Origin of the sequence: Bartonella sp. AP4SXKL (assembly GCF_042195845.1) — a bacterium.
Taxonomy (GTDB): Bacteria; Pseudomonadota; Alphaproteobacteria; order Rhizobiales; family Rhizobiaceae; genus Bartonella.
Genome location: NZ_JBHIPA010000007.1, coordinates 91,595 through 114,932 on the forward strand (window position 1 = coordinate 91,595; position 23,338 = coordinate 114,932).

A 23,338-nucleotide genomic window follows, 5' to 3' on the forward strand; every position below is an offset into this window, starting at 1 on the left:
TGCTCCTTTGTGAATTTTGACTATTACATCCACCATTTTTCTGCACTGAATATTCCTGCTTCTTGTTCAATAATGTGCGCTATCTGAAAAATGACTTCTTCAGAAAAAGGTTTACCAATCAATTGCAATCCTAGAGGTAAACCATTTGATGACAGACCAGCAGGAACAGAAATTCCTGGTAATCCAGCCATATTAACTGGTACAGTAAAAATATCATTAAGATACATTGCTACAGCATCATTTTTTATTTTTTCATCAGCAATACCAAAAGCAGATGTTGGTGTTGCTGGTGTCAAAATAGCATCAATGCCTGAAGCAAAACATTGATCAAAATCACGTTTTACGAGTGTTCTTACTTTTTGAGCTCTTAAATAACAGGCATCATAATAACCTGATGAAAGAACATAAGTCCCAACCAGAATGCGCCGTTTGACTTCATCACCAAAACCAACAGAACGCGTATTTTCATACATCTCAATGATGTCTTTCCCAGGCATGCGCAAACCAAAACGCACACCATCATAACGCGCTAAATTAGAAGAGGCTTCTGCAGGAGCTATAATGTAATAAGAAGGTAGAGCATATTTTGTATGGGGCAAAGAAATATCTTTAATCTCAGCACCTGCTTCTTTTAACCAATTTATTCCTTTTTGCCAAAGCTCAATAATTTCTGGAGACATTCCATCCACATGATATTCTTTTGGAATACCGATTTTCATTCCTTTGATTGATTGACCAAGATAACTTTCATAATCAGGAACTGGTAAATTGACGGAAGTAGAATCTTTTTCATCAAAAGAGGCCATTGATCTGAGTAAGATAGCACAATCACGAACATCTCTAGCAACAGGTCCAGCTTGATCAAGAGATGAAGCAAACGCGACAACGCCCCATCGCGAACAACGTCCATAAGTTGGCTTTATTCCCACAGTTCCAGTAAAAGCTGCTGGTTGACGTATTGAGCCACCTGTATCGGTTGCAGTTGCACCAGCACAAATTTGTGCAGCAACAGCGGCTGCGGATCCTCCCGAAGAACCACCGGGTACGAGTTTTTCATTTGAGCCTTTTTTTCTCCATGGACTAATAACGGGACCATAATATGATGTTTCGTTGGATGAGCCCATAGCAAACTCATCCATATTAAGTTTTCCTAACATCACAGCACCATCTTGCCATAAATTAGCCGTGACAGTTGATTCATAGTGCGGTTTAAAACCATCAAGGATATTTGAACAGGCTTGAGTATGAACACCATAGGTTGCAAAAAGATCTTTAATCCCCAAGGGAATTCCTTCCAAAAGCCCTCCCTGCCCTTTCGCTAAGCGACTGTCTGATTCAGCAGCCATTTTCATTGCCTGTTCTGCTGTTATTGTTACATAAGCATTCAAAGTTGGATTCGCCAACTCTATTGCTTGTAAATAAGCTTCCGTTAATTCTGTTGCTTTGAGATTTTTCTTTGTTAGAGCATCACGAGCTTGCGCAATTGTGAGAGTTGTTAAATCAGTCATATTGGTTCTCAAATTTCAAAAATATAAAAAGTTACTCAACAATTTTTGAGACAAGAAAAAAATTTTCTTCTGTAACAGGGGCATTGGCTACAATATCTGCTGCTTTATCGCCATCTGTAACACTATCTTCACGCATTCGTAGAGTCATCGGCATCACAGATGTTAATGGCTCAACCCCACTGACATCAACTTCATTCAATTGCTCTACAAAACCTAAAATAGCATTGAATTTTTTTGTCACAGGTTCTATCTCATCATCGTGGAGGGCAATCCTTGCTAAATGTGCTATCCGCTTGACTGTCTCTTGATCAACAGACATACTCTTTACGCCTTTCTGCTTTTTTGTTTATTTATTTGATCTTTATTCTGGCTATACAAGGGTGCACTTGTAAGTGCAAGAATATTAGATAACATGAATAAAGAATATAACTATAGATCTGAAACATTAAAAAACGTATTATACCTTTATGACTGTTATTAATATAGATGAAGTTATAAAACATCTTTTGCCTAGACAAACAATAGCAGGCTTAGATTTAGGGACAAAAACTATCGGAATTGCGATTTCTGATATGGGGCTGACTGTCTCAAATCCGCGTCCTGTACTACAGCGAAAAAAATTTACAGAAGATGCTTACACACTTATTAAAATTTTTGACCGTGAAAATGTAGGCGTTATTATCATTGGCTTACCTCTTAACATGAATGGAAGCAGTGGCTCTCGTGTTCAAGCAACCAGAGCTTTTGTGAGCAATATGAAAGCTTATACAAAAATTCCATTTGTTTTTTGGGACGAACGTTTATCAACAATTGCTGCGGAACGGTCTCTTTTAGAAATGAATGTATCGCGCGCTAAAAGAGCAAGCCGTATTGATTCGGCAGCCGCCGCTTTTATATTGCAAGGTGCTCTCAATAGAATTCAAAACTTTCATCATATGGAAGGATAGAGGACATTGAGCAAATGCCCTGCATTATATCGTGCAATGAGCATCCCGTAAGAAGATCTCCATTGTCCCCCAAGGCGGCTTTCCATATAGGCATTCGCAACATGTTCTATGTCTGTAGAACGTAATGCTGCTGCTGCTGCTGCATAAGCTACTTGTTCAACAAAAAATCTTCCTGCACCTTCATTTGCTGATGCCATATCACCTGCTGACTTAATAATTTCAATTGCTCGGGGTCCCGCTGGTCCAATATCAAGAGCAATTTTTTCCAACAATTTCTGAAACAATCCCGGTGCTTTTTCAGCAATAAGAATTGCATCCTTTACCAATTGATTAGCAGAACTATTTCTCACAATTCGCGCAGGCCCATTATGCAACATTTGTGATAATGGATTATTCTCTATAAAACTTTCAATACCAAGTTGTGCAATAATTTCACCAATAATAGGCACAACCAATTGACTTACATGATAAGCAATAATAGGTGTCATAATGCGGGCAAAAGCTGCTTCAGAACGGTCATTTGCTGCATTGTCAAATGCTCTCGCTAAACGCAAAACCAATGCTTGTGAGGCAGCTATATCTAATGCAATATCTGCAAAAATACGTTCTGTCAGTGGAGGTAACGGCTGATTGGGTATTTTTTTCCGGAAAAAATCCATACCAAATTGAAGAGCCGCTCGTAAAACACCTGCCGATATGACAGATTGATCGAAACGCATCATCGTCTCGATATCTTTAATAACTTTAAGCCCTTCTCCAGCATTTCCCAAAAGCCAGCCATAACTGCCTTGGAAGTCGACAACCCCCTCTGGTGTTAAAAGTTCTCCAGATCGCTGAATTAAATGACGAATCGATATAGATCCATTTAATGCGCCATTTTCTTGTATGCGTGGAATAAAAAAACAACTTAAATGACCATCTAAATCTGCACTAACAAGATATCCGTCAGCGGTAGGATTAATAACGTTGGTTTTTACAACATTTAAACGATATAGATCACGTTCCATACTTTCATCGAAAGAAATTTTCTTAACACTTGGAAAATTGAAAGCGTATTTTTCAATATCGTCAAATGCACAAGTTAGAGAAGCAGCCTTTTTATGATGAATAGGCTTTGATGAGGAATCATATTGGCGTGATAAAAGTACATTTTGCCATTTTTTGAAGAGCTCAATATCACTAATTAAAACAGCAATAGCTGCACTCGTTATGATAACTTCATTCAAATGTCCTGTTTCTAAACCAGCAGATAAAGCTAAACGAATCGCACGCGCTTGATAGCGTACTCCATTTTCTGAGCTCGTATTTTCCCAAAGCGAGGTAACCAAACCTGCTTGTCTAGAATATTGTTGAAGAGCTTGATAGGAAGAATGGATCTCTAATCTTTCTGTTGGTTGCCCCCATTCATCATTATAGCATAGTAAAGGCTTATAATGATTCGCTAAGCAAGAAAGTTTCCATGCTTCTCGACTCGCGGCAAAATCCCCTATTTCTTCAAAACTTGCTAACAAAAACTTAGGCAAAGTAGAAGCAATACGAAACATAAGCGTATCGCTAAGAAATGTATTTTTTCGACGAGTATTTTGCGCAGATACAGCACTCATAGGTATATTCCTACATTCAAATCATTCATATCATAGACTATTTGTCTTTTTAGAGTTAAGAAACATTTATCATATTCAAACAAATGCTTGTTTAACCTGTTTAGAGAGAGATAAAGAAGAATGCTATGATGCAAGATAATTTTTTCCCACTTTTCCCTCATCAACATCTTTTAGCTATTAAAGATCTGAGTGTACAAGATCTTAATACATTGCTTGATCGTGCAGAAGCAAATATTATCCTTTCTAACAAAATTGATAAAATAAAATCTACTTTGCATGGACGGACTCAAATTAATCTCTTTTTTGAAGCCTCTACGCGAACACAATCTTCTTTTGAATTAGCGGGTAAAAGGCTAGGTGCACACGTGATGAGTCTTGCGATCGGCAACTCATCTGTAAAAAAGGGAGAAACATTACTTGATACTGCTACAACTCTCAATGCGATGAAGCCAGATATACTGGTTTTTCGCCATAACAGTGCAGGAGCGGCAGCTTTATTAGCGCAAAAAGTTGATTGTTGTGTTATTAATGCAGGTGATGGTGCTCATGAACATCCAACCCAAGCTTTATTAGATGCTCTAACCATTAAAAGGGCAAAAGGTCGTATTGAAGGATTAACTGTTGCGATTTGCGGAGATATCTTACACTCACGTGTTGCCCGTTCCAATATCCTGTGTCTCAATGCTTTGGGTGCTCGTGTTCGTGCTGTTGCTCCCTCAACACTCTTACCCGCAGAAATCGCTCATATGAGTGTTGAGGTTTTTAACACGATGAAAGAAGGTCTTAAAAATGCTGACGTTATCATGATGTTGCGCTTACAGCATGAACGGATGACAGGCTCTTTTATTCCCTCTACGCGTGAATATTTCCATTATTTTGGCTTACATAAAGAAAATTTAGCCTATGCCAAAAATGATTCTATTATTCTGCATCCTGGCCCAATAAACCGTGGTGTAGAGATTGCATCCGACATAGCAGATGGACCACAAAGTATGATTCATACACAAATAGAAATGGGAATTGCAGTGCGTATGGCTGTCATGGAGGCTTTATTAGATTCACGCGCAAAGATCAGTGGAGAAAAAAAATGATAAAACCAATTGTTTTTCAAAATGCTCGTATTATTGATCCTTCGCGCGCAATCGATGAAATTGGTACAGTTATTGTTGAAAATGGACGAATTATAGCCGCTGGAAAAGAAGCTCTGAATCAGGGGTTTCCTGAAGAAGCAGAAGTTATTAACGCACAAAACAAAGCAATTCTCCCTGGACTTGTTGATGCGCGCGTTTTTGTTGGAGAATTAGGGAATGAACATTGTGAAACAATTACATCAGCAAGTTACGCGGCCGCAGCAGGTGGTATTACTTCCTTTCTTATGATGCCAAACACGCATCCAGTTATTGATAATGTAGCACTCGTTAAATTTATTACGCATACAGCACAGGAAATGTCATTGGTCAATATTTATCCCGTTGCTTCAATCACACAAGGTTTCAACGGACAAGAAATAACCGAATTTGGTTTGCTCAAAGATGCTGGAGCCGTTGCCTTTAGTGAAGGAAAAAAAACACTTCAAAATTCATCTGTTATGCGGCGTGCAATGACTTATGCACGCGATTTTGATGTTCCATTGATGCATGAAACGCAAGATAAAGATCTTACAGGGCAAGGTGTGATGAATGAAGGACTGCTTGCCAGTTGGCTTGGTCTTTCTGGCATCCCTCGCGAAGCAGAAGTTATCCCACTTGAAAGAGATCTACGTTTAGCAGCATTAACGCAAACACGCTATCATGCCGCTCAAATATCGACAGCACTCTCTGCTGATGCACTTCGTTTAGGTAAAAAACGCAGTGAGAAAATTTCAGCGGGTGTATCTATTAATCATTTATCTTTCAATGAAAATGACATTGGACAATATCGCACTTCTTTTCGCTTAATGCCCCCATTGCGTACAGAAGAAGACCGTGTAGCAATGATTGAAGCAATAAAGGATGGGATTATAGATGTTATTGTCTCTTCTCATGATCCTCAGAGTATCGACACAAAACATTTACCATTTAATGACGCGGCAATTGGCGCTATTGGTATGGAGACCTTATTGAGCGCAGCCTTACGTCTTTATCATAATGAGAGCCTATCTCTTCTACGGATAACGGAACTTTTGTCAACGGCGCCTGCAAAGCTCTTTGGACTCAATGCAGGAACACTCAAAAAAGGGGCTTATGCAGACCTTATTGTGGTTGATCTTGAAGAACCATGGGTTGTTTCGAAAGAGAAGCTCTATTCACGTTCAAAAAATACCCCTTTTGAGAATGCACGTTTTCAAGGACGCGTGCTCCAGACCTTTGTGAAAGGGAAAAACGTTTTTAAACTTGATCAACAAATTTAATGAGATTCTTAATGAATGAAGCAGAAATATTTTTTCAATCCACTCCATGGTTTATTTTCCTCATATCTTATCTCATTGGCTCGATTCCATTTGGGCTTCTTTTTACGAAATTGTTCAAAATTGGTGATATAAGAACAATCGGTTCCGGCAATATTGGAGCAACAAATGTTTTACGAACAGGAAATAAAAAGCTTGCTGCTCTAACACTTCTTTGTGATATGTTGAAAGGAACTATCGTTGTTTTCGTTATAAAGTTTTTTAGTGATCCGCTAGACAATAGTATCCTTGTTTCTCTAGCAGGCTTTTTTGTTTTCTTAGGACATCTTTTCCCCGTATGGCTTAAATTTAAAGGTGGCAAAGGTGTTGCTACCTATCTAGGAGTCTGCTTAGGAATCTATTGGCCTGCAGCAATTATTTTTATTATTGTATGGAGTGCGATTTTTCTCCTCATGCGTTATTCTTCATTATCTGCGCTTATTGCTGTTACGATCACACCGATATTTGTTTTTTATTTTTCCGCTTCTTATTTCTATTGTATGCTGATTGTGATGAGCGTATTTGTGTTTATAAAACATTCTGCAAATATCGGTAGATTATTAATTGGGGAAGAAAGTAAGATTGGTACGCAACACGGAGATAAATAAAGGAATCCTGCTTACTGATCGTCAACGTCTAAGCTGGTTACGGTTATTGCGCAGTGAAAATATTGGAGCTGTTAGTTTTCGCAATCTCATTGATCATTATAAAACAGCAGAAAATGCTCTGGCAGCGCTGCCAGAGCTTAGTAGAAAAGGGGGTGGTTCTGTATCTATTAAAATAGCAAGCTTAGAAGATGCAGAAAAAGAAATGCAAGAGGCTGAAAGATTAGGTGTCCGGTTTATTGGTATGGGAGAACCAGATTATCCAGCTTTTCTTAAGGTTACAGAAGCCCCCCCGCCGCTTATTGCTATCAAAGGTAATGTTTCAATTTTTCAAAAAACTTCTATTGGAATTATAGGTTCTCGAAATGCTTCAGCTGCGGGAAAAAAGCTTACAGCTCAATTTGCGCGTTTTCTCGGAGAAGCAGACTTTGTAACAATTTCTGGGCTCGCTCGTGGAATTGATAGCGTTGCGCATCAAGCAAGTTTAAAAACAGGAACTGTTGCAGTCATGGCGGGAGGAATTGATCATATCTATCCTCCTGAAAATAAAAAGTTGCATGAAGATATTATTGCCAACGGTGGAGCCATCATCAGCGAAATTCCCATTTCTTGGAAGCCGCGTGCTATCGATTTTCCAAGAAGAAACCGTATTATTGCAGCTCTATCACTTGGTCTCTTGGTTGTAGAGGCAGCCCTGCGCTCAGGGTCCTTAATTACCGCACGTCAAGCAGCTGAAATGGGACGGCTAATTTTTGCCATTCCCGGTTCTCCACTTGATCCAAGATCTGTTGGTACAAACAATCTTATCAAAGACGGTGCTCTACTCACCACACATCCTTCTGACATTATAGAAACACTTACGCCATTAATTTCACCGCTTCCAAATTCGCAACTCAATTTTTTTGAGGAACCATCCTCCTTACAACTTGAAAAGGAGAATTTTAATTTAGCAGATGAAAAAAACAGCGATCTCTCTTTAGCAGATGATGATGCAGCACGTGCAGCAGTTCTCTCCGCTCTTTCAACAACGCCAATCGACTTAGACACACTCAGTATCCACTCAGGTATTTCACTCCCAACTCTCTACCTCTTGTTGGTAGAACTCGAGCTTGCTGGAAAGCTTATTCGACACTCTGGTGGTTGTGTGTCATTGTCGAATCTTGATCTTCCCCAAGAGCCTCAGCACTATTAATAATGCTTTGCCCTTCTTTGGCAACCATATCCAAAAGCAATGCTAAAAGCGGACTGTGCGCCTGACGCGCCATCTGATTCATTTGCTTTGACATGTCTGTAATATATTGGATAACTTTTAAATGATTTATAAACATAATCCTCTATCCTTGAGCATTTCCCCTCCTACCTCTCAATAGACGTTATCTTAGTATTTCGCCGTATGTTTTTGTAATAACAGTGGAAAATAAATCGTGTAATTCTATATAGGGTGTACTCTAATAATGACAATCATAAGTTGTACAATATTCATGTTTTTTATATGGCTAATATTTTTTTATGTGCTCTTAAGCAATTGGCATTAGCTATTCGCGTAAAAGGCGTTTATAAAAAAATTTTTATTTCAATATTTGGGTAAAATTATGAATATCGTTATCGTTGAATCTCCAGCAAAAGCAAAAACAATTAATAAATATCTTGGGTCTCAATACAAAGTTGTCGCATCATTTGGACATGTTCGTGATTTGCCTGCAAAAGATGGTTCTGTTTTACCGGATCAAGATTTTTCTATGAAATGGGATATAGATTCTGCTGCCGCTAAACGTTTAAATGAAATAGCAAAAGCCGTTAAAGAAGCTGATAGCCTTATATTAGCAACAGACCCTGATCGTGAAGGGGAAGCTATTTCATGGCATATTCTGGATGTTCTTCGTCAAAAAAAAGTTTTAAAAGATAAACCTATTAAAAGAGTTGTCTTCAATGCCATCACCAAAAAGTCTGTGCTTGATGCTATGAATAATCCACGTGATATTGATACATCCCTTGTCGATGCTTATCTTGCACGTCGTGCTCTCGATTATCTCGTTGGTTTTACACTTTCACCTGTTTTATGGCGTAAACTCCCTGGTGCGCGTTCAGCAGGACGCGTTCAATCGGTTGCTTTGCGTATTATTTGTGATCGTGAATCAGAAATAGAACATTTTATCAAAGAAGATTATTGGTCCATTACAACACAGTTAAAAACCATCCGAAATGATAGTTTCCAAGCAAGATTGACAATGTTTAATCAAAGAAAAATAGGCAAGCTTGATATTCAATCTCAAGAACAAGCAGACCAAATTCGCTTTATGCTGGAGAAAGCGCAATATCATACACTCAGTGTTGAAGCAAAACCTACAAAGAGAAATCCTTTTCCTCCATTTACGACTTCTACACTACAACAAGCAGCTTCTTCAAAACTAGGTTTTTCAGCTTCTCGCACTATGCAAATTGCCCAAAAGCTTTATGAAGGCATTGAAATTAATGGTGAAACGGCAGGGCTTATTACTTATATGCGTACCGATGGTGTGCAGATAGCACCAGAGGCTATTGATTCAGCACGAAAAGTTATTCATGAAACTTTCGGAAAAGACTATATTCCTGAAAAGCCACGTTTTTATTCAACAAAGGCAAAAAATGCACAGGAAGCACATGAAGCGATCCGCCCAACAGATTTTCAACGCAATCCTAGTCAAGTCCGTAATTTTCTCGATAGCGATCAAGCAAAGCTCTATGATCTGATATGGAAGCGTGCCATTGCCAGCCAAATGCGCTCTGCTGACATTGAACGTACAACCGTTGAAATTGAAGCACAGCAAGGAGAAGAGCGTGCAAATCTACGGGCAACAGGATCTGTTGTTCGTTTTGATGGCTTTATTTCCGTCTACACGGATCAACGAGACGAAGAAAATAATGAAGAAAATGAAACAACACGTTTACCACAAATAAACACTGGTGAAGCACTTACAAAAGAAAAAGTTGAATCTGTACAACATACCACAGAGCCCCCTTCTCGTTATTCTGAAGCTTCATTAATTAAAAAGCTTGAGGAGTTAGGAATTGGTCGTCCTTCAACTTATGCATCCACATTAGCGACATTGTGTGACCGTGGATATATTGTCATTGATAAACGAAAGCTTATTCCCGATGCCAAGGGACGTATTGTTACAGCCTTTCTTGAAAATTTTTTTAATCGCTATGTAGAATATGGTTTCACAGCAGATCTTGAAGAAAAGCTGGATCTTATCTCTGATGGCAAACTTTCTTGGAAAGACGTATTGCGAGATTTTTGGGATGGATTTAATGCATCTATTAGCAATATCCAAGAACTCCGTATAACCAATGTTCTTGATGCTTTAAATGTAACATTAGCACCTCTCGCCTTTCCTGAACGCGAAGATGGAAGTGATGTGCGTTCCTGTCCTCTTTGTAAAAATGGTCAATTATCATTAAAACTTGGGCGTTATGGTGCTTTTGTTGGCTGTTCCAATTATCCCGAATGTAAATACACACACCAACTTGGTACAGATACTGGAGAAGAGAATGAAGCTGTACGCAATGATGAACCTGTTATACTTGGTATTGACCCTGAAACAGGAAAAGAGATCTCTCTTCGTAATGGCCGGTTTGGTCCCTATATTCAACTTGGTGAAAGCAAAGAAGTTAAGCGTGCAGGATTACCAAAAGAATGGCAGGCAGAAAATGTAACCCTTGATAAAGCCTTGGCTTTACTATCCCTTCCCCGTGAAATTGGCATTCATCCTGAAACCGGAAAAACAATCACGGCTACGATTGGACGATATGGTCCCTATCTTAGCCATAATGGAAAATCTGCGCGCCTTCTTCATGCAGATGAAGTTTTTGATATTGGTATCAATCGCGCTGTTACAGTATTAGCAGAACAACAAGAAAACAAAACCAGGCAAAGCAGAACAACACCTGAAGCATTGGCAACATTAGGAGAGCATCCCGAAGGAGGAACCATTACCGTGCGCAACGGGCGTTATGGTCCTTATGTCAATTGGGGTAAAATTAATGCAACATTGCCAAAAGATAAAGATCCCATTAGTGTAACACTTCCAGAGGCACTAGAACTTATATCGGCTAAAGCATCGAGTAAAAAAACAACTTCAAAAAGAGCTTCTTCTAAAACAAAAGCAAAAATAAAAGAGACATAAATTTTGGCTAAAGGTGAAAAAAACATAAAATATCTCTCTTCATTCAAGGGGAAAACTTTTCCCAATAAGGAAGCAATCCTTTCCTTTATAATTGAGAATCCTAACCACTCAAGTAAACGAGAAATCGCTAAAGCTTTTAACTTAAAAGGCGATTCTCGTATCTGGCTTAGAGATATGTTACGTGAGTTAAAGGATCAAAATCTCATATCTAAACACCACAAAAGAGCAATAAACAAAGGAAAATTACCCCCTGTTTCTTTAGTAAAAATTAGCGGACGTGATAAAGATGGAAGTTTTATTGCACAACCTCTTGAATGGGAAGATTCTCCAAAGCCCAATATTGAAATACACTCTTTTCATCACATAACAGGAAGTAATATTGGTGTTGGAGATCATATTCTTGTAAAAGTTTTTCGAAATAAAAATTCTGAAAGCTCAAGCCATCCTTATACGGGACGAATTATTCGTAAAATTGATGTATCTCCCAAAAGCGCATTTGCTATTGTACGAAAATTGGAAAATAATCAATGGCGCCTTGATCCTATAGACCGCAAAACCAATGAACTCATTGTTGAAATGTCTCCAGAAATGAAGATTCAAATTGGTGATCTCGTTGAAGTCGAAATAAAAAAAAATACTGGTTACGGATTAAAGAGCGCAAAAATAAAGAATGTTTTAGGGCACATTAAGAGTGAGAAAACACTCTCAATGATAGCGCTTCTTTCGAAAGGAATTCCTTATATTTTTCCTGAAAGTGTTCTTGAGCAAGCCAAACATATCAAAGCTGCCAATATGGATAATCGTGAAGATTGGCGACAATTACCCTTTATTACAATTGATCCACCAGATGCAAAAGACCATGATGATGCAGTTTATGCAACCAAGGATACGGATCCAGCAAATAATGATGGTTGGATTATTATTGTAGCCATTGCAGATGTTTCTTATTATATCAAAACAGGAAGCGCTTTAGATAAAGAAGCATTGAAACGTGGAAATTCTGTTTATTTTCCTGATACCGTTGTGCCAATGTTACCTGAACGCCTTTCTCATGATTTATGTTCTCTGCGTGAAGGAAAAGAAAGACCAGCTTTAGCCGTTCGTATGATTTTTGATGCAAACGGTAATAAACGAAAACATAGTTTTCATCGTACTATGATTCGTGTAAGAGCCAAACTTTCTTATCAAGAAGTACAATTGGCAATTGAAGGTAATATAAATGAAAAAATAACCCCTCTTTTTGAGAGCATTTTGCACCCCTTATGGGAAGCCTATGCATGCCTTAAAGCTGCGCGAAATCGTCGCCAACCACTAGAATTAGAAATTGCAGAAAAAAAGATTATTCTTGATCAAAATGGATGCATAAAAGATGTTGTGAGTGAAACACAATTAGAAGCGCATCGTTTAATTGAAGAGTTTATGATACAAGCTAATATTGCAGCTTCTGAAACATTAAAACAACATCACCAGCCGCTCATTTATCGTATTCATGAAAAACCTTCTCTTGCTAAGCAAGAAATACTTCGGAGCTTTCTTCAAAGTTTGGGGATACCACTCTCCCGCGGAAGCGAACTTACCTCAGCGCGCCTTAATAGAATTTTAGAAAAGGTCGCTCATACTCAACAACAAGAACTAGTCAATCAAGTTATTTTGCGTTCACAATCACAAGCAGAGTACAACCCTAAAAATAGTGGCCATTTTGGTTTGAATTTGCAGAACTATACACATTTTACATCACCAATCCGTCGTTATGCTGATCTCATTATTCATCGAGCACTCATTAAAGCTCTCAAATTAGGAAATGATCAATTAACAGATACACAAGAACAAAATCTTGCAGAAATTGCTACGCAAGTTTCTTTATACGAACGCCGTGCAATGATGGCTGAAAGAGAAACGATTGATCGGCTTGTTGCTCACTATTTAACGAATAAAATCGGTCGTATTTTTACAGGCCGCATTTCCGGAGTTACAAAAGCAGGTCTTTTTATCTCACTTGATAAACTCAATACAGATGGTTTTGTCCATATTTCTACACTTAAAAATGATTATTATCATTTTGATGAAGCACAACATGTTCTTGTAGGACAGCGTAGCCATAAAGGCTATCAGCTCAGTGATGTTGTAGAAGTAAAACTTATAACGGTACAACCTTTTGCTGGCGCTTTATGCTTTGAACTGTTAACAAAACCTCGTCCAATAAAATTTTCACCGACATCCTACCATAAAAACAAATTAAAAAAACAAAAGTATACTTTTTATGGGAAAAGAAAAAATTAATCTTCTTGCCCTCCATTGAATATATATGAATAATAAATTCAATTTAAGAAATGACTTATATTATATAATATTTATATATACAATCTTATTTCTTTAGTATACAAGAGGATAAATTTTATTGTTAAGTCTATAATAACCATATAAAAATCTTGCAGTTTTTTATACTTAGAAAATGAGAGAAACTGCAAAGGATAGTTTTGGCTCCCTTTCATTTCAGCTCATCTTTTCATTGTTTAAATAAACAAGAGTACCTTAAGCCATTCTCATGAAAAAAAAACCTTTTGACTCTCAAAATAATTCTTTGCGTGCAATTATTGCCGCTATTGCAACCATTGGCACTGTTGGAACAGCATTGGCAATGGGAACACAACTTGTCTCTCTTCTTATGGCAGAGAAAGGACTTTCCAACAGTACAATCGGCTATAGTGGAACAGTTGGTGGAATCGCCACAATTATTGCAGCTATTTTTACGTCTCGAATTGCCTTATGCTTAGGAATCGCTCAAGCAATATTGCTTATGATGGCGATAGGATCTTTAAGTTTTTTAGGATTCTATTTTTTTGATCCCATATGGATTTGGTTTATTTTAAAGTTTATATTACATTTCAGCATGACAGTTATGTTTATCCTGTCAGAGTTTTGGATCAACAGTTATGCTCCCCCAAAAAAACGCGGTTTGATCCTTTCTATTTATGCTATTGTCTTAGGATTAGGGTTTATAATAGGTCTAACGCTGCTAGCAAAAGTGGGAACACAAGGATTTATTCCTTTTGCTGTTGGATATAGCCTTATTATACTTGCTACTATACCAATTCTTACCGCTTGGAAATTAAGTCCAGAATTTCAAAAAAATCAATATATGCCATTTTTTCGTTATCTTTTTCACGTTCCAAGTGCAATGATGGCGGTCCTTGTTTACGGGGCCATTCAAATGGGCGTATTAACTCTTATAATACCCTTTAGTTTATCCATTGGTTATAATGAGAATGAAGCAGCACATTTTATGGCAACCCTTGCACTTGGGAATATTTTCCTCTTAATTCCTATCAGCATTATAAGCGACTACGCCAAAGATCGACGCTACCCGCTGATGAGTTGCGCTATTCTAGGTTTTATAGGAACTTTTATAGTACCATGGATTCTTCAATATCCATGGATTCTGATGCTTGATTTGTTTTTTCTGGGTGGTGTATCAGCGAGCCTTTATACAATTAGTCTTGCACATTTAGGAGCCCGTCTCAAGGGGCAAGAACTTGCTGCTGCTAATTCTGCTTTTATTTTTTGTTATGGAATTGGTATGCTCATCGGACCGACCTTTATCGGAAAATCCATGGATATCTTTAAACCCTTTGGTTTTTCAATAGCCATGGCTGTTTTTTTCGGTTTATATGTCATTTTGGTGTTTGTCCAACTTATGAGAAAATTAATCAGCTCTTGACTTTTTTGAGAACATCCGTAGTGTTGCCGGAAAATCTGATGATGTCGGAAATAAGTTTTGACAGCAATAATATTTTTTCAGTATAAATAGGGTATTTACATTATGGCTAAAGCAGCAACCATTAAGATCAAGCTTTTATCAACTGCAGATACTGGTTTTTTCTATGTAACAAAGAAAAACAGCCGTACAATGACAGATAAAATGAGCAAGCGTAAATATGATCCAGTTGTAAAAAAGCACGTTGAATTTAAGGAAACAAAAATTAAATAAATAAAATTATTATTAAATTGATAGATTTTATACTCCAAAAGAAATGTGGGAGTATTGCTCTTCAAAGTTATTTTTTGAGGGATGTTTTTTTATTTCCTTAAGTTTAAAAAGTTTACTTTAAACTTTGTATGTTTTGTACGGATTTGGATAAGTTGATTTATTATTTAAGTTGCTTACATATATTCTGTATGAGTATTTGATTATTGTGATATCTAATGAAAATTTTGTCATTAAAACGAAACACTGTTTCGTCATATGAATAAAGTTTCTCGGGTCAATTATAAACAATACTAAAATAGAGTTATAATAATGTTAGCAGTTTCTTTATTTCATGAAAAAATCTTTTTCTCATTTTAATCTAAGAAGCTTTAATCTAAAAGTTATCGGTTTCAGTATTTTTGTCGCTGCTAGCATTCTTATCATTATGTCAACTTATTTTAAGAAAACTCAGCTGTTGCCTCAAAAAGAAAAATTTTCTTCTCAAAACACTGTTGAAGGAAATGCATTAATCATTGATGGCGATACCATTATGATTTCTTCAATTAAGATTCGACTAGCTGGAATTGATGCTCCTGAACTCCACCAATTTTGTGGAAAAAAAGAAGCACGCTACCCTTGTGGGCTTGAAGCAAAGAAATATTTAGAAAAACTATTAAAAAATCAAACTGTTACATGTCACTGGCAAAAAACAGATAAATATCGCCGTATTCTTGCAACATGTAAAACAAAACAAGTTAGCAATATCAACGCAACACTTGTACATAATGGTTGGGCTGTAAATTATTATGAATACCCCAAAGAAGAGCAAGAAGCTAGAAAGAAAAAGAAAGGAATATGGGCATCAAGTTTTCAACGACCAAAAGAATGGCGCAAAGCAAATCCTCGCACAGAATAAAAAAAATATTTTTTAATTTTATTTACTAATGAAACAATGTAGCCCAATTATCAAACTTGAAAAAGAGATCTATTCCTGTCGTGTTTGCGTCCAACAACCCCATTATTTTCCTCCTCTTCCTCATGAACCAAACCCTGTCGTTTATTTATCCGATACTGCTTCGATTGCAATTGCAGGCCAAGCGCCAGGGTTGCGTGTCCATGAAACTTCTATCCCTTTTAATGATCGCTCTGGCGAAAAATTGCGTAATTGGCTAGGTGTCACGAAAGAAGAATTTTATAATAAATCTCTCTTTGCTATTGTTCCTATGGGATTTTGTTTTCCAGGTTATGATAAAAATAAAGCTGATTTACCACCAAGACGTGAATGTCGAGAAATATGGCATGAAAAGATATTTCAGGCAATGCCTCAAATAAAGCTTGTTCTTGCTATTGGCAGTTATGCGCAAAAGTGGCACATTACAGAATTAAAACATAAAACCGTTTCTGCAACTGTTGGTGATTGGAGAAATATTCTTTCCATTCCTCAACCTCGAGGCTATAATGTTATGCCTTTGCCTCATCCGTCATGGCGAAATACTTCTTGGTTACAGAAAAACCCATGGTTTAACGATGAGCTTATTGTATATCTGCGTTGTTTAGTGCGTAAATTTTTATAAATTAAAATATTGAGAAAAAATATGGATCGTCTTGACCGAAAAATTTTACATCTTTTGCAAGAAAATGCGACACTTTCTGTTGCTGATATTGCTAAAAAAGTGGGACTTTCGACCACTCCTTGCTGGCGTAGAATTCAAAAACTTGAAGAAGATGGCGTCATTCAGCGTCGTGTTGCTGTTCTTTCTCCAGAAAAAGTAAACGCACACGTCACTGTTTTTGTGTCTATTCGCACAAATACACATAGTCATGAATGGTTTAAGCGTTTTTCAAAAATTGTGCAAGAATTCCGTGAAGTCATTGAATTTTATCGAATGAGTGGAGATATTGACTATTTATTGCGTGTTGTTGTGCCCAACATTGAAGCTTATGATCTTTTTTATAAAAAATTAATTTCTAAAATTGATATCCGTGATGTCTCATCTTCTTTCGCAATGGAACAGATTAAATATACAACGGAACTTCCACTTAATTATATTAAATTACACGACAAGACGCATGAACAAAACTCTTAAGATTTTTATATCCGTCTCATGATCTTTTAGGCATTCAAACTTTCTTGTTCCAAAACTGCCATTTGTGCATGTGTTAAAACAGCGGCTTTGACGATACCAGCTGCCATAGCTGCTCCTGTCCCTTCACCAAGACGCATCCCCAAATCTAGAAGTGGTTCTTTGCCAATTTTTTTTAAAAGTTTACGATGAGCTGTCTCAGAAGAAACATGTCCAACAAGGGTATGATCAAGAGCTTTTGGATGCATTTTATAAAGAACCGCTGCAGCTACTGTTGCCACAAAACCATCTAAAATAACGGGTATTTTTTCTATTCTTGCTGCTAAAATAGCACCAACCATAGCAGCAATCTCACGTCCTCCTAAGCGACGCATTATCTCAAAAGGATCATTGAAATAATCCTTGTGCAAAGAAATAGCTGTCTTAACCGCTGCAATTTTACGCTGATAAAAATCACCTTCTGATTCCATAGCATTTCCTGTCCATTCTTCCACTTCCCCTCCAAACAATGCTAAGCATAAAGCTGAAGCTATTGCTGTGTTTCCAATTCCCATTTCTCCAATACATAAAAGATCTGTTCCACCCGCAATGGATTCCATTCCAAATGCCATTGTAGCAGCCGCACTCCGCTCATCCATTGCGGCATCCTTCGTAATATTCATTGTTGGATATTCTAATGCTAAATCAAATATTTTTAATCCAAGATCATAAGCAATACAAATTTGATTGATAGCAGCTCCACCAGAGGCAAAATTTTCTACCATTTTTTGTGTCATAGATTGTGGAAATGGTGTAATATTCTCCTCTACAATACCATGATTTCCAGAAAAAATAGCGACCAAAGGTCTCGTTACGATAGGTTTTTCTGTACCCCTCCACCCCGCATACCAAACAGCAATATCTCCTAGTTTTCCTAATGTTCCTTGCTCTTTTGTTAAGTCTTTTTGCCGTTTTTTTGCCAAAATTATAGAAAACTCATCAGCAACAGGTAAATTTGTAAGCAAAGCACGAAAATCATCAAATGGACTAGCGGTCATAAGGATACCTTTTAAAATCTACAATGTTTATGAAAATCCCGTCATATATACAGGATATGAATAATTTATTGTTTTTTTAACAGTGCTTTAAAAATGTTAAATACTATGAAAGCAATAATTTCTACATTCTATTTTCAACCCTAATAACAAACGTGCAAGATTCAAAATGTTATTAATATCTTATGATTACCTTTACAGTGATACCCTTAACCTATTTTTTATTTAATAGGCATAATCAGCATGCCGTTTAATATATACATTCCAACAATTCTTATGCATAATAAAAGTTATAAACTTTCAAAAACTTATAAAATTGAAGAGATCAAAATTATCGCAAAGACATCCAAACGCAAAGGATCTCAACTTTAATATATGTTAATTATTAGGCTATTATTAAATGAGAGCATAAAAAGCTTCTTTTAAAATACATATATCTGCATTTGGTTTTGTCGCATCATTTGATAATATTTGCCTCCATCGACGTGCCCCACCCCGCCCATGAAATAAACCAATCATGTGACGTGTCACATGAGAAAGCCGCCCCCCCGATGCAATATGTCGAGCTGTATAATCACACATAACCTCAATAAGATCACTCTCACTCAGATTATTTTGCGTCTCACCATAGAGTTCAAAATCAATATGTTTTAACAAAGCTGGATTATGATAAACTTGGCGACCAACCATGACAGCATCACAGAAAGTTAAGTGTTCTTTGATCTCATCAATCGATTTAATTCCACCATTTATCCCAATGAATTTATGAGGATATTTACGTTTTAATTTGTAAACTCTTTCATAATTAAGGGGCGGAATATTACGGTTTTCTTTCGGACTCAATCCTTGCAGCCATGCCTTGCGTGCATGTATCCAGAGCGCATCACATCCAGCATTCCAAACCTGATTAGCCAAAAGATCTAACGCTAACTCTTCATCTTGTTCGTCCACTCCAATCCGACATTTGACAGTTACAGGTATAGTAACCTCTCGTTTCATCGCTTCCACGGCATTTGCCACAATGTCTGGATGTAGCATCAAACAAGCCCCAAAGACACCTGCTTGAACACGATTTGATGGGCACCCGACATTAAGATTTATTTCGTTGTAGCCAAAATCCTCAGCAATTCGTGCAGCTTCTGCTAACTTTCTCGGATCAGCCCCCCCTAGTTGTAATGCAACTGGACGTTCTTTATCGCTAAAAGCCAACAATTGTTCGCGAACACCATGAATGACAGCATCTGCTACCATCATTTCCGTATAAAGGAGAGCTTTTTTCGTTAAAAGACGATAAAAAAACCTGCAATGTCGGTCTGTCCAGTCCAACATTGGTGCTACTGCAAATTTTATAGGCGATGGAAGGTTGTAAAATATCATGAGGGTATTACTCTCACGTCCCTATAGCTCTCTCTTTATACATAGAAAAATACTTACTTTTAGTTTACGGAAAATTTTATTCTCTTATACTATCATGAGTATAATAACAGTTCATTATTTTCAATTGATATCAAGGTTTACTACAATCAATCATGATAAAACACAATATCGCATTTCTCATAGATTAGTGTTTAGGTATATAAACATGAAAAAAGAAGATTTTCACCATAATATAAAAAACTCATTTACAAGTTCTTCTTACGCTCATCAAGCCTCCATCCTTACATGATTTAGCACAGCATTTAAGATAATAAATGCTAAACTAACACATTATACAATTTTTTATAATAGATTTAATTTTCTTTAGATTTTTTTAACTTATTGTGCAAATAAATGCTACAGAAAGTATCTTTATCTTCTCCTAAAGAAAGAATAAAAATCCTTATTTCACATGAATCTAATTATAAATCATTTTTTTCAATGAGTTATTCTTGGTAACATTCTTGAATTTCACTTTATAAGATAGACAAATTTCATCCTAAATATTCTATCTAATTTTGCCATTTTGTGATTCTTGCAAAAAAAACTAAAATCAGGGTATAGACAGCCATTGCCTTTTTAATATCTATGACTGATATCAGTATCTCTTTAAGGAAAATATTTTACAATATTGCAGATAAAATCTGTAAAATAAAATGATCATAAAAGTTGTTCAATCTCTTGTTGGCTTTGCATATAGGAAGAAAGAGTATCAACCTCTTGTTCATTAAATAGGAGACCCAGTTTTGAACGACGCCATAACACATCTTCACATACTTTAGCCCATTCTTTTTCCATCAACCATTTTACTTCTACTTCATAAAGCCCATGTCCAAAATTTTTTCCTTTATTTGCCTTACCATGTGCAAAGATCACCAATGCTTCCGTACCGTAGGAGCGTGCAAGCCTGCGATGTGTAAAAGCATCTAAATCTGGCATCAAAAGAGCAATCCTATTTTCGATTGTATCTAATTTGTTATAGGGAAAATCACCCCCTGGAAGTACTGCCTTAGCCGTCCATGATGCTCTCTTTTTACCAAGCTCTTTTTCAACAAATTTCATCGCATCTTCAGCCAACTTACGATAAGTTGTAATCTTTCCACCATAAAGATTAAGTATCTTTGGTGTCGTTCCTGTTCCCATTTCTTTTAAAACATAATCGCGCGTAATTTCTTGTGCTTTTGAAGCTCCATCATCATAGAGTGGACGAACTCCCGAGTAAGACCAGACAATCGTTTCAGGCAACACTGGTTGTATGAAATATTCACTGGCTGCTGCACAAATATAATCAATTTCTGTATCAGTAATATGAACGTCAGCCGGATCTCCTTGATAATTACAATCTGTTGTTCCAAGTAAGGTAAACTCTTCTTGATACGGAATAGCAAATATAATACGCCCATCACCATTTTGAAAAATATAAGCACGATCATGAGTATAAAGCTTGGGAACCAAAATATGAGAACCTCTAACAAGCCGTACTGGTGAATGTTCTTTACAATCTAATATGCTTGCTAAAACATGATCAATCCAAGGACCTGTCATATTCGCGACATAAGAAGCTGTGACACTATATTCTTTGCTACTTAACTTGTCTTGAAGAAAGATACGCCATTTATTGTCTTCTTTTTTTAAAGAGAGAACTTCTGTTCGTACTTTTATATCAGCTCCCCACTTTTCTGCATCACGAGCATTGCCAATAACTAAACGCGCATCATCTACTCTTGCATCAGAATATTCAAAACCTCTCTGATATTCTTTCTTCAGTGTAGAGCAAAATTTTTGTGAAAAATTAATCGTTTTACTGCGCCACAATTTCTGATTCCAATTCCCTAAATAATCATAAATAAAAAGTCCAAAACGCAACATCCAAGCAGGGCGCAATTCTTTATGATAAGGAAGGAGAAAACGCAAAGGACGCACAATATGTGGAGCCATACGTAAAATAATCTCGCGTTCTTTCAATGCTTCACGAACAAGTTTGAACTCATAGTGTTCAAGATAACGAAGCCCACCATGAATAAGCTTTGTTGACGCACTTGAGGTCCCAGATGCAAGATCGTTCATTTCAGCCAATCCCACTTTAAATCCGCGTCCTGCTGCATCTCTTGCCAATCCACAGCCGTTTATCCCTCCTCCAATGATAAACAGATCATAATGTGTTGTGGTTTTCATAATTTCACTTTTCATTATTTAATTTTGTTTCTCAGTACTCAATAAAGCAACAGGAAAAAATAATACAAATGTTCTTCATTGTATTATCAACGTACTTTTTCCTAAAATAAACACGCACAAAAAGCTTTTGATACCCTTATACATCAAAACAACATTTGACAAATTAAAGAGATTTTTTTTATCTTTTACAAAACATAATCCTTACCAAGCCAAGGTTTATCATATGAAATCTTTTTAGAGAAAAATTGATGTTTTTTCTCATTCTTAAAGATACACTATAACTAAATGCTTCATTGCACATAGATAGCGCTTTTCATATAGTTCACTCAATGACACCCTAAAAAATGTGAAGGTATACAAATGAATTATCACTCTCAAAACTCGAAAATAACACTTTTTTCAAAAATTTTAGTCATAGTTATGTCGAGTATTTTAATCTTTTTACCTTCTTTATCAAACGCAACATCACACTCAAAAACAGCAAATGATTTAAGCTTAGAAAAGCTTAAATCACAACTTTTGGAAGATTCTAGCTTTTTATCTAAGCTTAAAGAAAAAATGATACCACATACTGATTCTCATCATATTCAACAAATCGTCAGAGAATATCTTCTTACTCATCCAGAAATTATGATTGAAATGCAGCTTATTCTTCAAGATAAGCTGGAAAAACAGAATGAATACGAAAACCAAAAACAAACTTCTGTCATTCATTCATTAGAAAAAGAGATTTTTCATTCTCCTCATGACGCTGTTTTGGGAAACCCAAATGGTAAAAGAGTGCTTGTCAATTTTTTTGATTACAACTGTGGTTATTGTAAAATTTCCTATTCAAATATAGAAGACTTGATAAAAGAATATCCAGATTTAAAGGTTATTATCAAGGACTTACCAATTTTAAGCTCTGATTCTATGGCAGCCCATACTGTTGCCTACGCATTTCGAAAACAATTTCCAGAGAAATATCCTCAGTTTCACAAAACGCTTTTAATGTATCAGGGTCGTGCAAATGAAGCTAAAGCTATTAAAGTAGCTGTTTCATTAGGAGCAGATGAAAAAAAACTACATAATGCAATAAAAGATCCCACTCTGCAAAACGCTTTTAAAGAAAACATTCAAATTGCCTCTGCACTTCATATTACGGGAACACCTTCTTACATCATTGGTGATAAAATATTCATCGGCGCAGCCAGACAAGATATTCTAAAACAAGCGATAGATAATACACAGTGAATACCTGATCCGTTTTAGGAAGAATACTGTAAATGAGGTAATTTTATGCTTTCTCTTTTTTGATAACAGGCTTATAAGTGCAATTTTACGTAAAGCAGATACAAGTTTTAAATTGCAAAGTATAATGATTTAAAGGAAATAAAAATCTTTAAAGCCTCAAAAGATGTCATCCCT

General features: G+C 36.6%; 20 protein-coding genes. 13 read left to right on the forward strand and 7 right to left on the reverse strand.

What is annotated here, in order from left to right; translation table 11 throughout:
• Positions 1–23: 23 nt before the first annotated feature.
• On the reverse strand, positions 24–1,508 hold the full coding sequence (gene gatA, locus ACFIMI_RS05125) for an Asp-tRNA(Asn)/Glu-tRNA(Gln) amidotransferase subunit GatA (protein WP_375611931.1): 1,485 nt from the start codon (positions 1,506–1,508) through the stop codon (positions 24–26).
• A gap of 31 nt (positions 1,509–1,539) precedes the next feature.
• The gene (gene gatC / locus ACFIMI_RS05130; RefSeq protein WP_375606898.1) at positions 1,540–1,827 is read right to left on the reverse strand and encodes an Asp-tRNA(Asn)/Glu-tRNA(Gln) amidotransferase subunit GatC; all 288 of its coding nucleotides are present in this window, start codon (positions 1,825–1,827) and stop codon (positions 1,540–1,542) included.
• Between the two features lie 148 nt (positions 1,828–1,975).
• Between gatC and ruvX the strand changes: the two genes are divergently transcribed.
• Complete coding sequence (gene ruvX, locus ACFIMI_RS05135; protein WP_375611932.1) at positions 1,976–2,455, forward strand: Holliday junction resolvase RuvX; 480 nt, start codon at positions 1,976–1,978, stop codon at positions 2,453–2,455.
• Here ruvX and ACFIMI_RS05140 read toward each other — a convergent pair.
• Positions 2,440–4,059, reverse strand: coding sequence for an acyl-CoA dehydrogenase family protein (locus tag ACFIMI_RS05140; protein WP_375613414.1), 1,620 nt, complete (start codon positions 4,057–4,059; stop codon positions 2,440–2,442). The genes ruvX and ACFIMI_RS05140 overlap by 16 nt on opposite strands.
• Positions 4,060–4,184: 125 nt before the next feature.
• Here ACFIMI_RS05140 and ACFIMI_RS05145 point away from each other — a divergent pair, with 125 nt between their 5' ends.
• From ACFIMI_RS05145 to dprA, 4 genes are read left to right on the forward strand one after another with little or no spacing between them, the layout of a single operon-like run.
• On the forward strand, positions 4,185–5,150 hold the full coding sequence (locus ACFIMI_RS05145; RefSeq protein WP_375692296.1) for an aspartate carbamoyltransferase catalytic subunit: 966 nt from the start codon (positions 4,185–4,187) through the stop codon (positions 5,148–5,150).
• A complete protein-coding gene (locus tag ACFIMI_RS05150; RefSeq protein WP_375636758.1) occupies positions 5,147–6,448 on the forward strand; it encodes a dihydroorotase in 1,302 nt (433 codons plus the stop codon). Before ACFIMI_RS05145 ends, ACFIMI_RS05150 begins: the two co-directional genes overlap by 4 nt.
• 11 nt (positions 6,449–6,459) lie before the next feature.
• The gene (gene plsY / locus ACFIMI_RS05155; protein ID WP_375613412.1) at positions 6,460–7,092 is read left to right on the forward strand and encodes a glycerol-3-phosphate 1-O-acyltransferase PlsY; all 633 of its coding nucleotides are present in this window, start codon (positions 6,460–6,462) and stop codon (positions 7,090–7,092) included.
• The gene (gene dprA / locus ACFIMI_RS05160) at positions 7,049–8,281 is read left to right on the forward strand and encodes a DNA-processing protein DprA (RefSeq protein ID WP_375692297.1); all 1,233 of its coding nucleotides are present in this window, start codon (positions 7,049–7,051) and stop codon (positions 8,279–8,281) included. Before plsY ends, dprA begins: the two co-directional genes overlap by 44 nt.
• On the opposite strand, the gene ACFIMI_RS05165 is transcribed toward dprA, so the two are convergent.
• The gene (locus ACFIMI_RS05165) at positions 8,211–8,417 is read right to left on the reverse strand and encodes a hypothetical protein (RefSeq protein WP_005773510.1); all 207 of its coding nucleotides are present in this window, start codon (positions 8,415–8,417) and stop codon (positions 8,211–8,213) included. The two genes, dprA and ACFIMI_RS05165, sit on opposite strands and share 71 nt — an antisense overlap.
• A 264-nt stretch (positions 8,418–8,681) precedes the next feature.
• On the opposite strand from ACFIMI_RS05165, the gene topA reads away from it, so the two are divergent.
• From topA to ACFIMI_RS05200, 7 genes are all read left to right on the forward strand, one after another.
• On the forward strand, positions 8,682–11,255 hold the full coding sequence (gene topA / locus ACFIMI_RS05170; protein ID WP_375611939.1) for a type I DNA topoisomerase: 2,574 nt from the start codon (positions 8,682–8,684) through the stop codon (positions 11,253–11,255).
• Between the two features lie 3 nt (positions 11,256–11,258).
• Positions 11,259–13,535 (forward strand): ribonuclease R, encoded by a 2,277-nt coding sequence (gene rnr, locus ACFIMI_RS05175; protein ID WP_375689043.1) that lies wholly within the window; start codon positions 11,259–11,261, stop codon positions 13,533–13,535.
• A gap of 265 nt (positions 13,536–13,800) precedes the next feature.
• Entirely contained in the window at positions 13,801–14,973 is a 1,173-nt protein-coding gene (locus ACFIMI_RS05180) for an MFS transporter (protein WP_375692298.1), read from the forward strand.
• Positions 14,974–15,075: 102 nt separating this feature from the next.
• Positions 15,076–15,243 (forward strand): 50S ribosomal protein L33, encoded by a 168-nt coding sequence (gene rpmG / locus ACFIMI_RS05185; RefSeq protein WP_004864083.1) that lies wholly within the window; start codon positions 15,076–15,078, stop codon positions 15,241–15,243.
• A 331-nt stretch (positions 15,244–15,574) separates the two neighbouring features.
• Entirely contained in the window at positions 15,575–16,138 is a 564-nt protein-coding gene (locus ACFIMI_RS05190) for a thermonuclease family protein (RefSeq protein WP_375611942.1), read from the forward strand.
• A gap of 28 nt (positions 16,139–16,166) precedes the next feature.
• Complete coding sequence (locus ACFIMI_RS05195; RefSeq protein WP_375613408.1) at positions 16,167–16,796, forward strand: uracil-DNA glycosylase family protein; 630 nt, start codon at positions 16,167–16,169, stop codon at positions 16,794–16,796.
• Positions 16,797–16,817: 21 nt separating this feature from the next.
• Complete coding sequence (locus ACFIMI_RS05200) at positions 16,818–17,309, forward strand: Lrp/AsnC family transcriptional regulator (RefSeq protein ID WP_015856433.1); 492 nt, start codon at positions 16,818–16,820, stop codon at positions 17,307–17,309.
• Positions 17,310–17,335: 26 nt separating this feature from the next.
• On the opposite strand, the gene cobT is transcribed toward ACFIMI_RS05200, so the two are convergent.
• From cobT to glpD, 3 genes are all read right to left on the reverse strand, one after another.
• Positions 17,336–18,343, reverse strand: a complete 1,008-nt coding sequence (cobT, locus tag ACFIMI_RS05205; protein WP_375628152.1) for a nicotinate-nucleotide--dimethylbenzimidazole phosphoribosyltransferase — start codon at positions 18,341–18,343, stop codon at positions 17,336–17,338.
• Between the two features lie 393 nt (positions 18,344–18,736).
• Positions 18,737–19,717: a tRNA dihydrouridine(20/20a) synthase DusA gene (gene dusA / locus ACFIMI_RS05210; protein ID WP_375613406.1), complete on the reverse strand. Its 981-nt coding sequence runs from the start codon at positions 19,715–19,717 to the stop codon at positions 18,737–18,739.
• A 699-nt stretch (positions 19,718–20,416) separates the two neighbouring features.
• Entirely contained in the window at positions 20,417–21,946 is a 1,530-nt protein-coding gene (gene glpD / locus ACFIMI_RS05215) for a glycerol-3-phosphate dehydrogenase (RefSeq protein WP_375628154.1), read from the reverse strand.
• A gap of 345 nt (positions 21,947–22,291) precedes the next feature.
• On the opposite strand from glpD, the gene ACFIMI_RS05220 reads away from it, so the two are divergent.
• Complete coding sequence (locus tag ACFIMI_RS05220) at positions 22,292–23,164, forward strand: DsbA family protein (RefSeq protein WP_375621287.1); 873 nt, start codon at positions 22,292–22,294, stop codon at positions 23,162–23,164.
• Positions 23,165–23,338 lie beyond the last annotated feature (174 nt).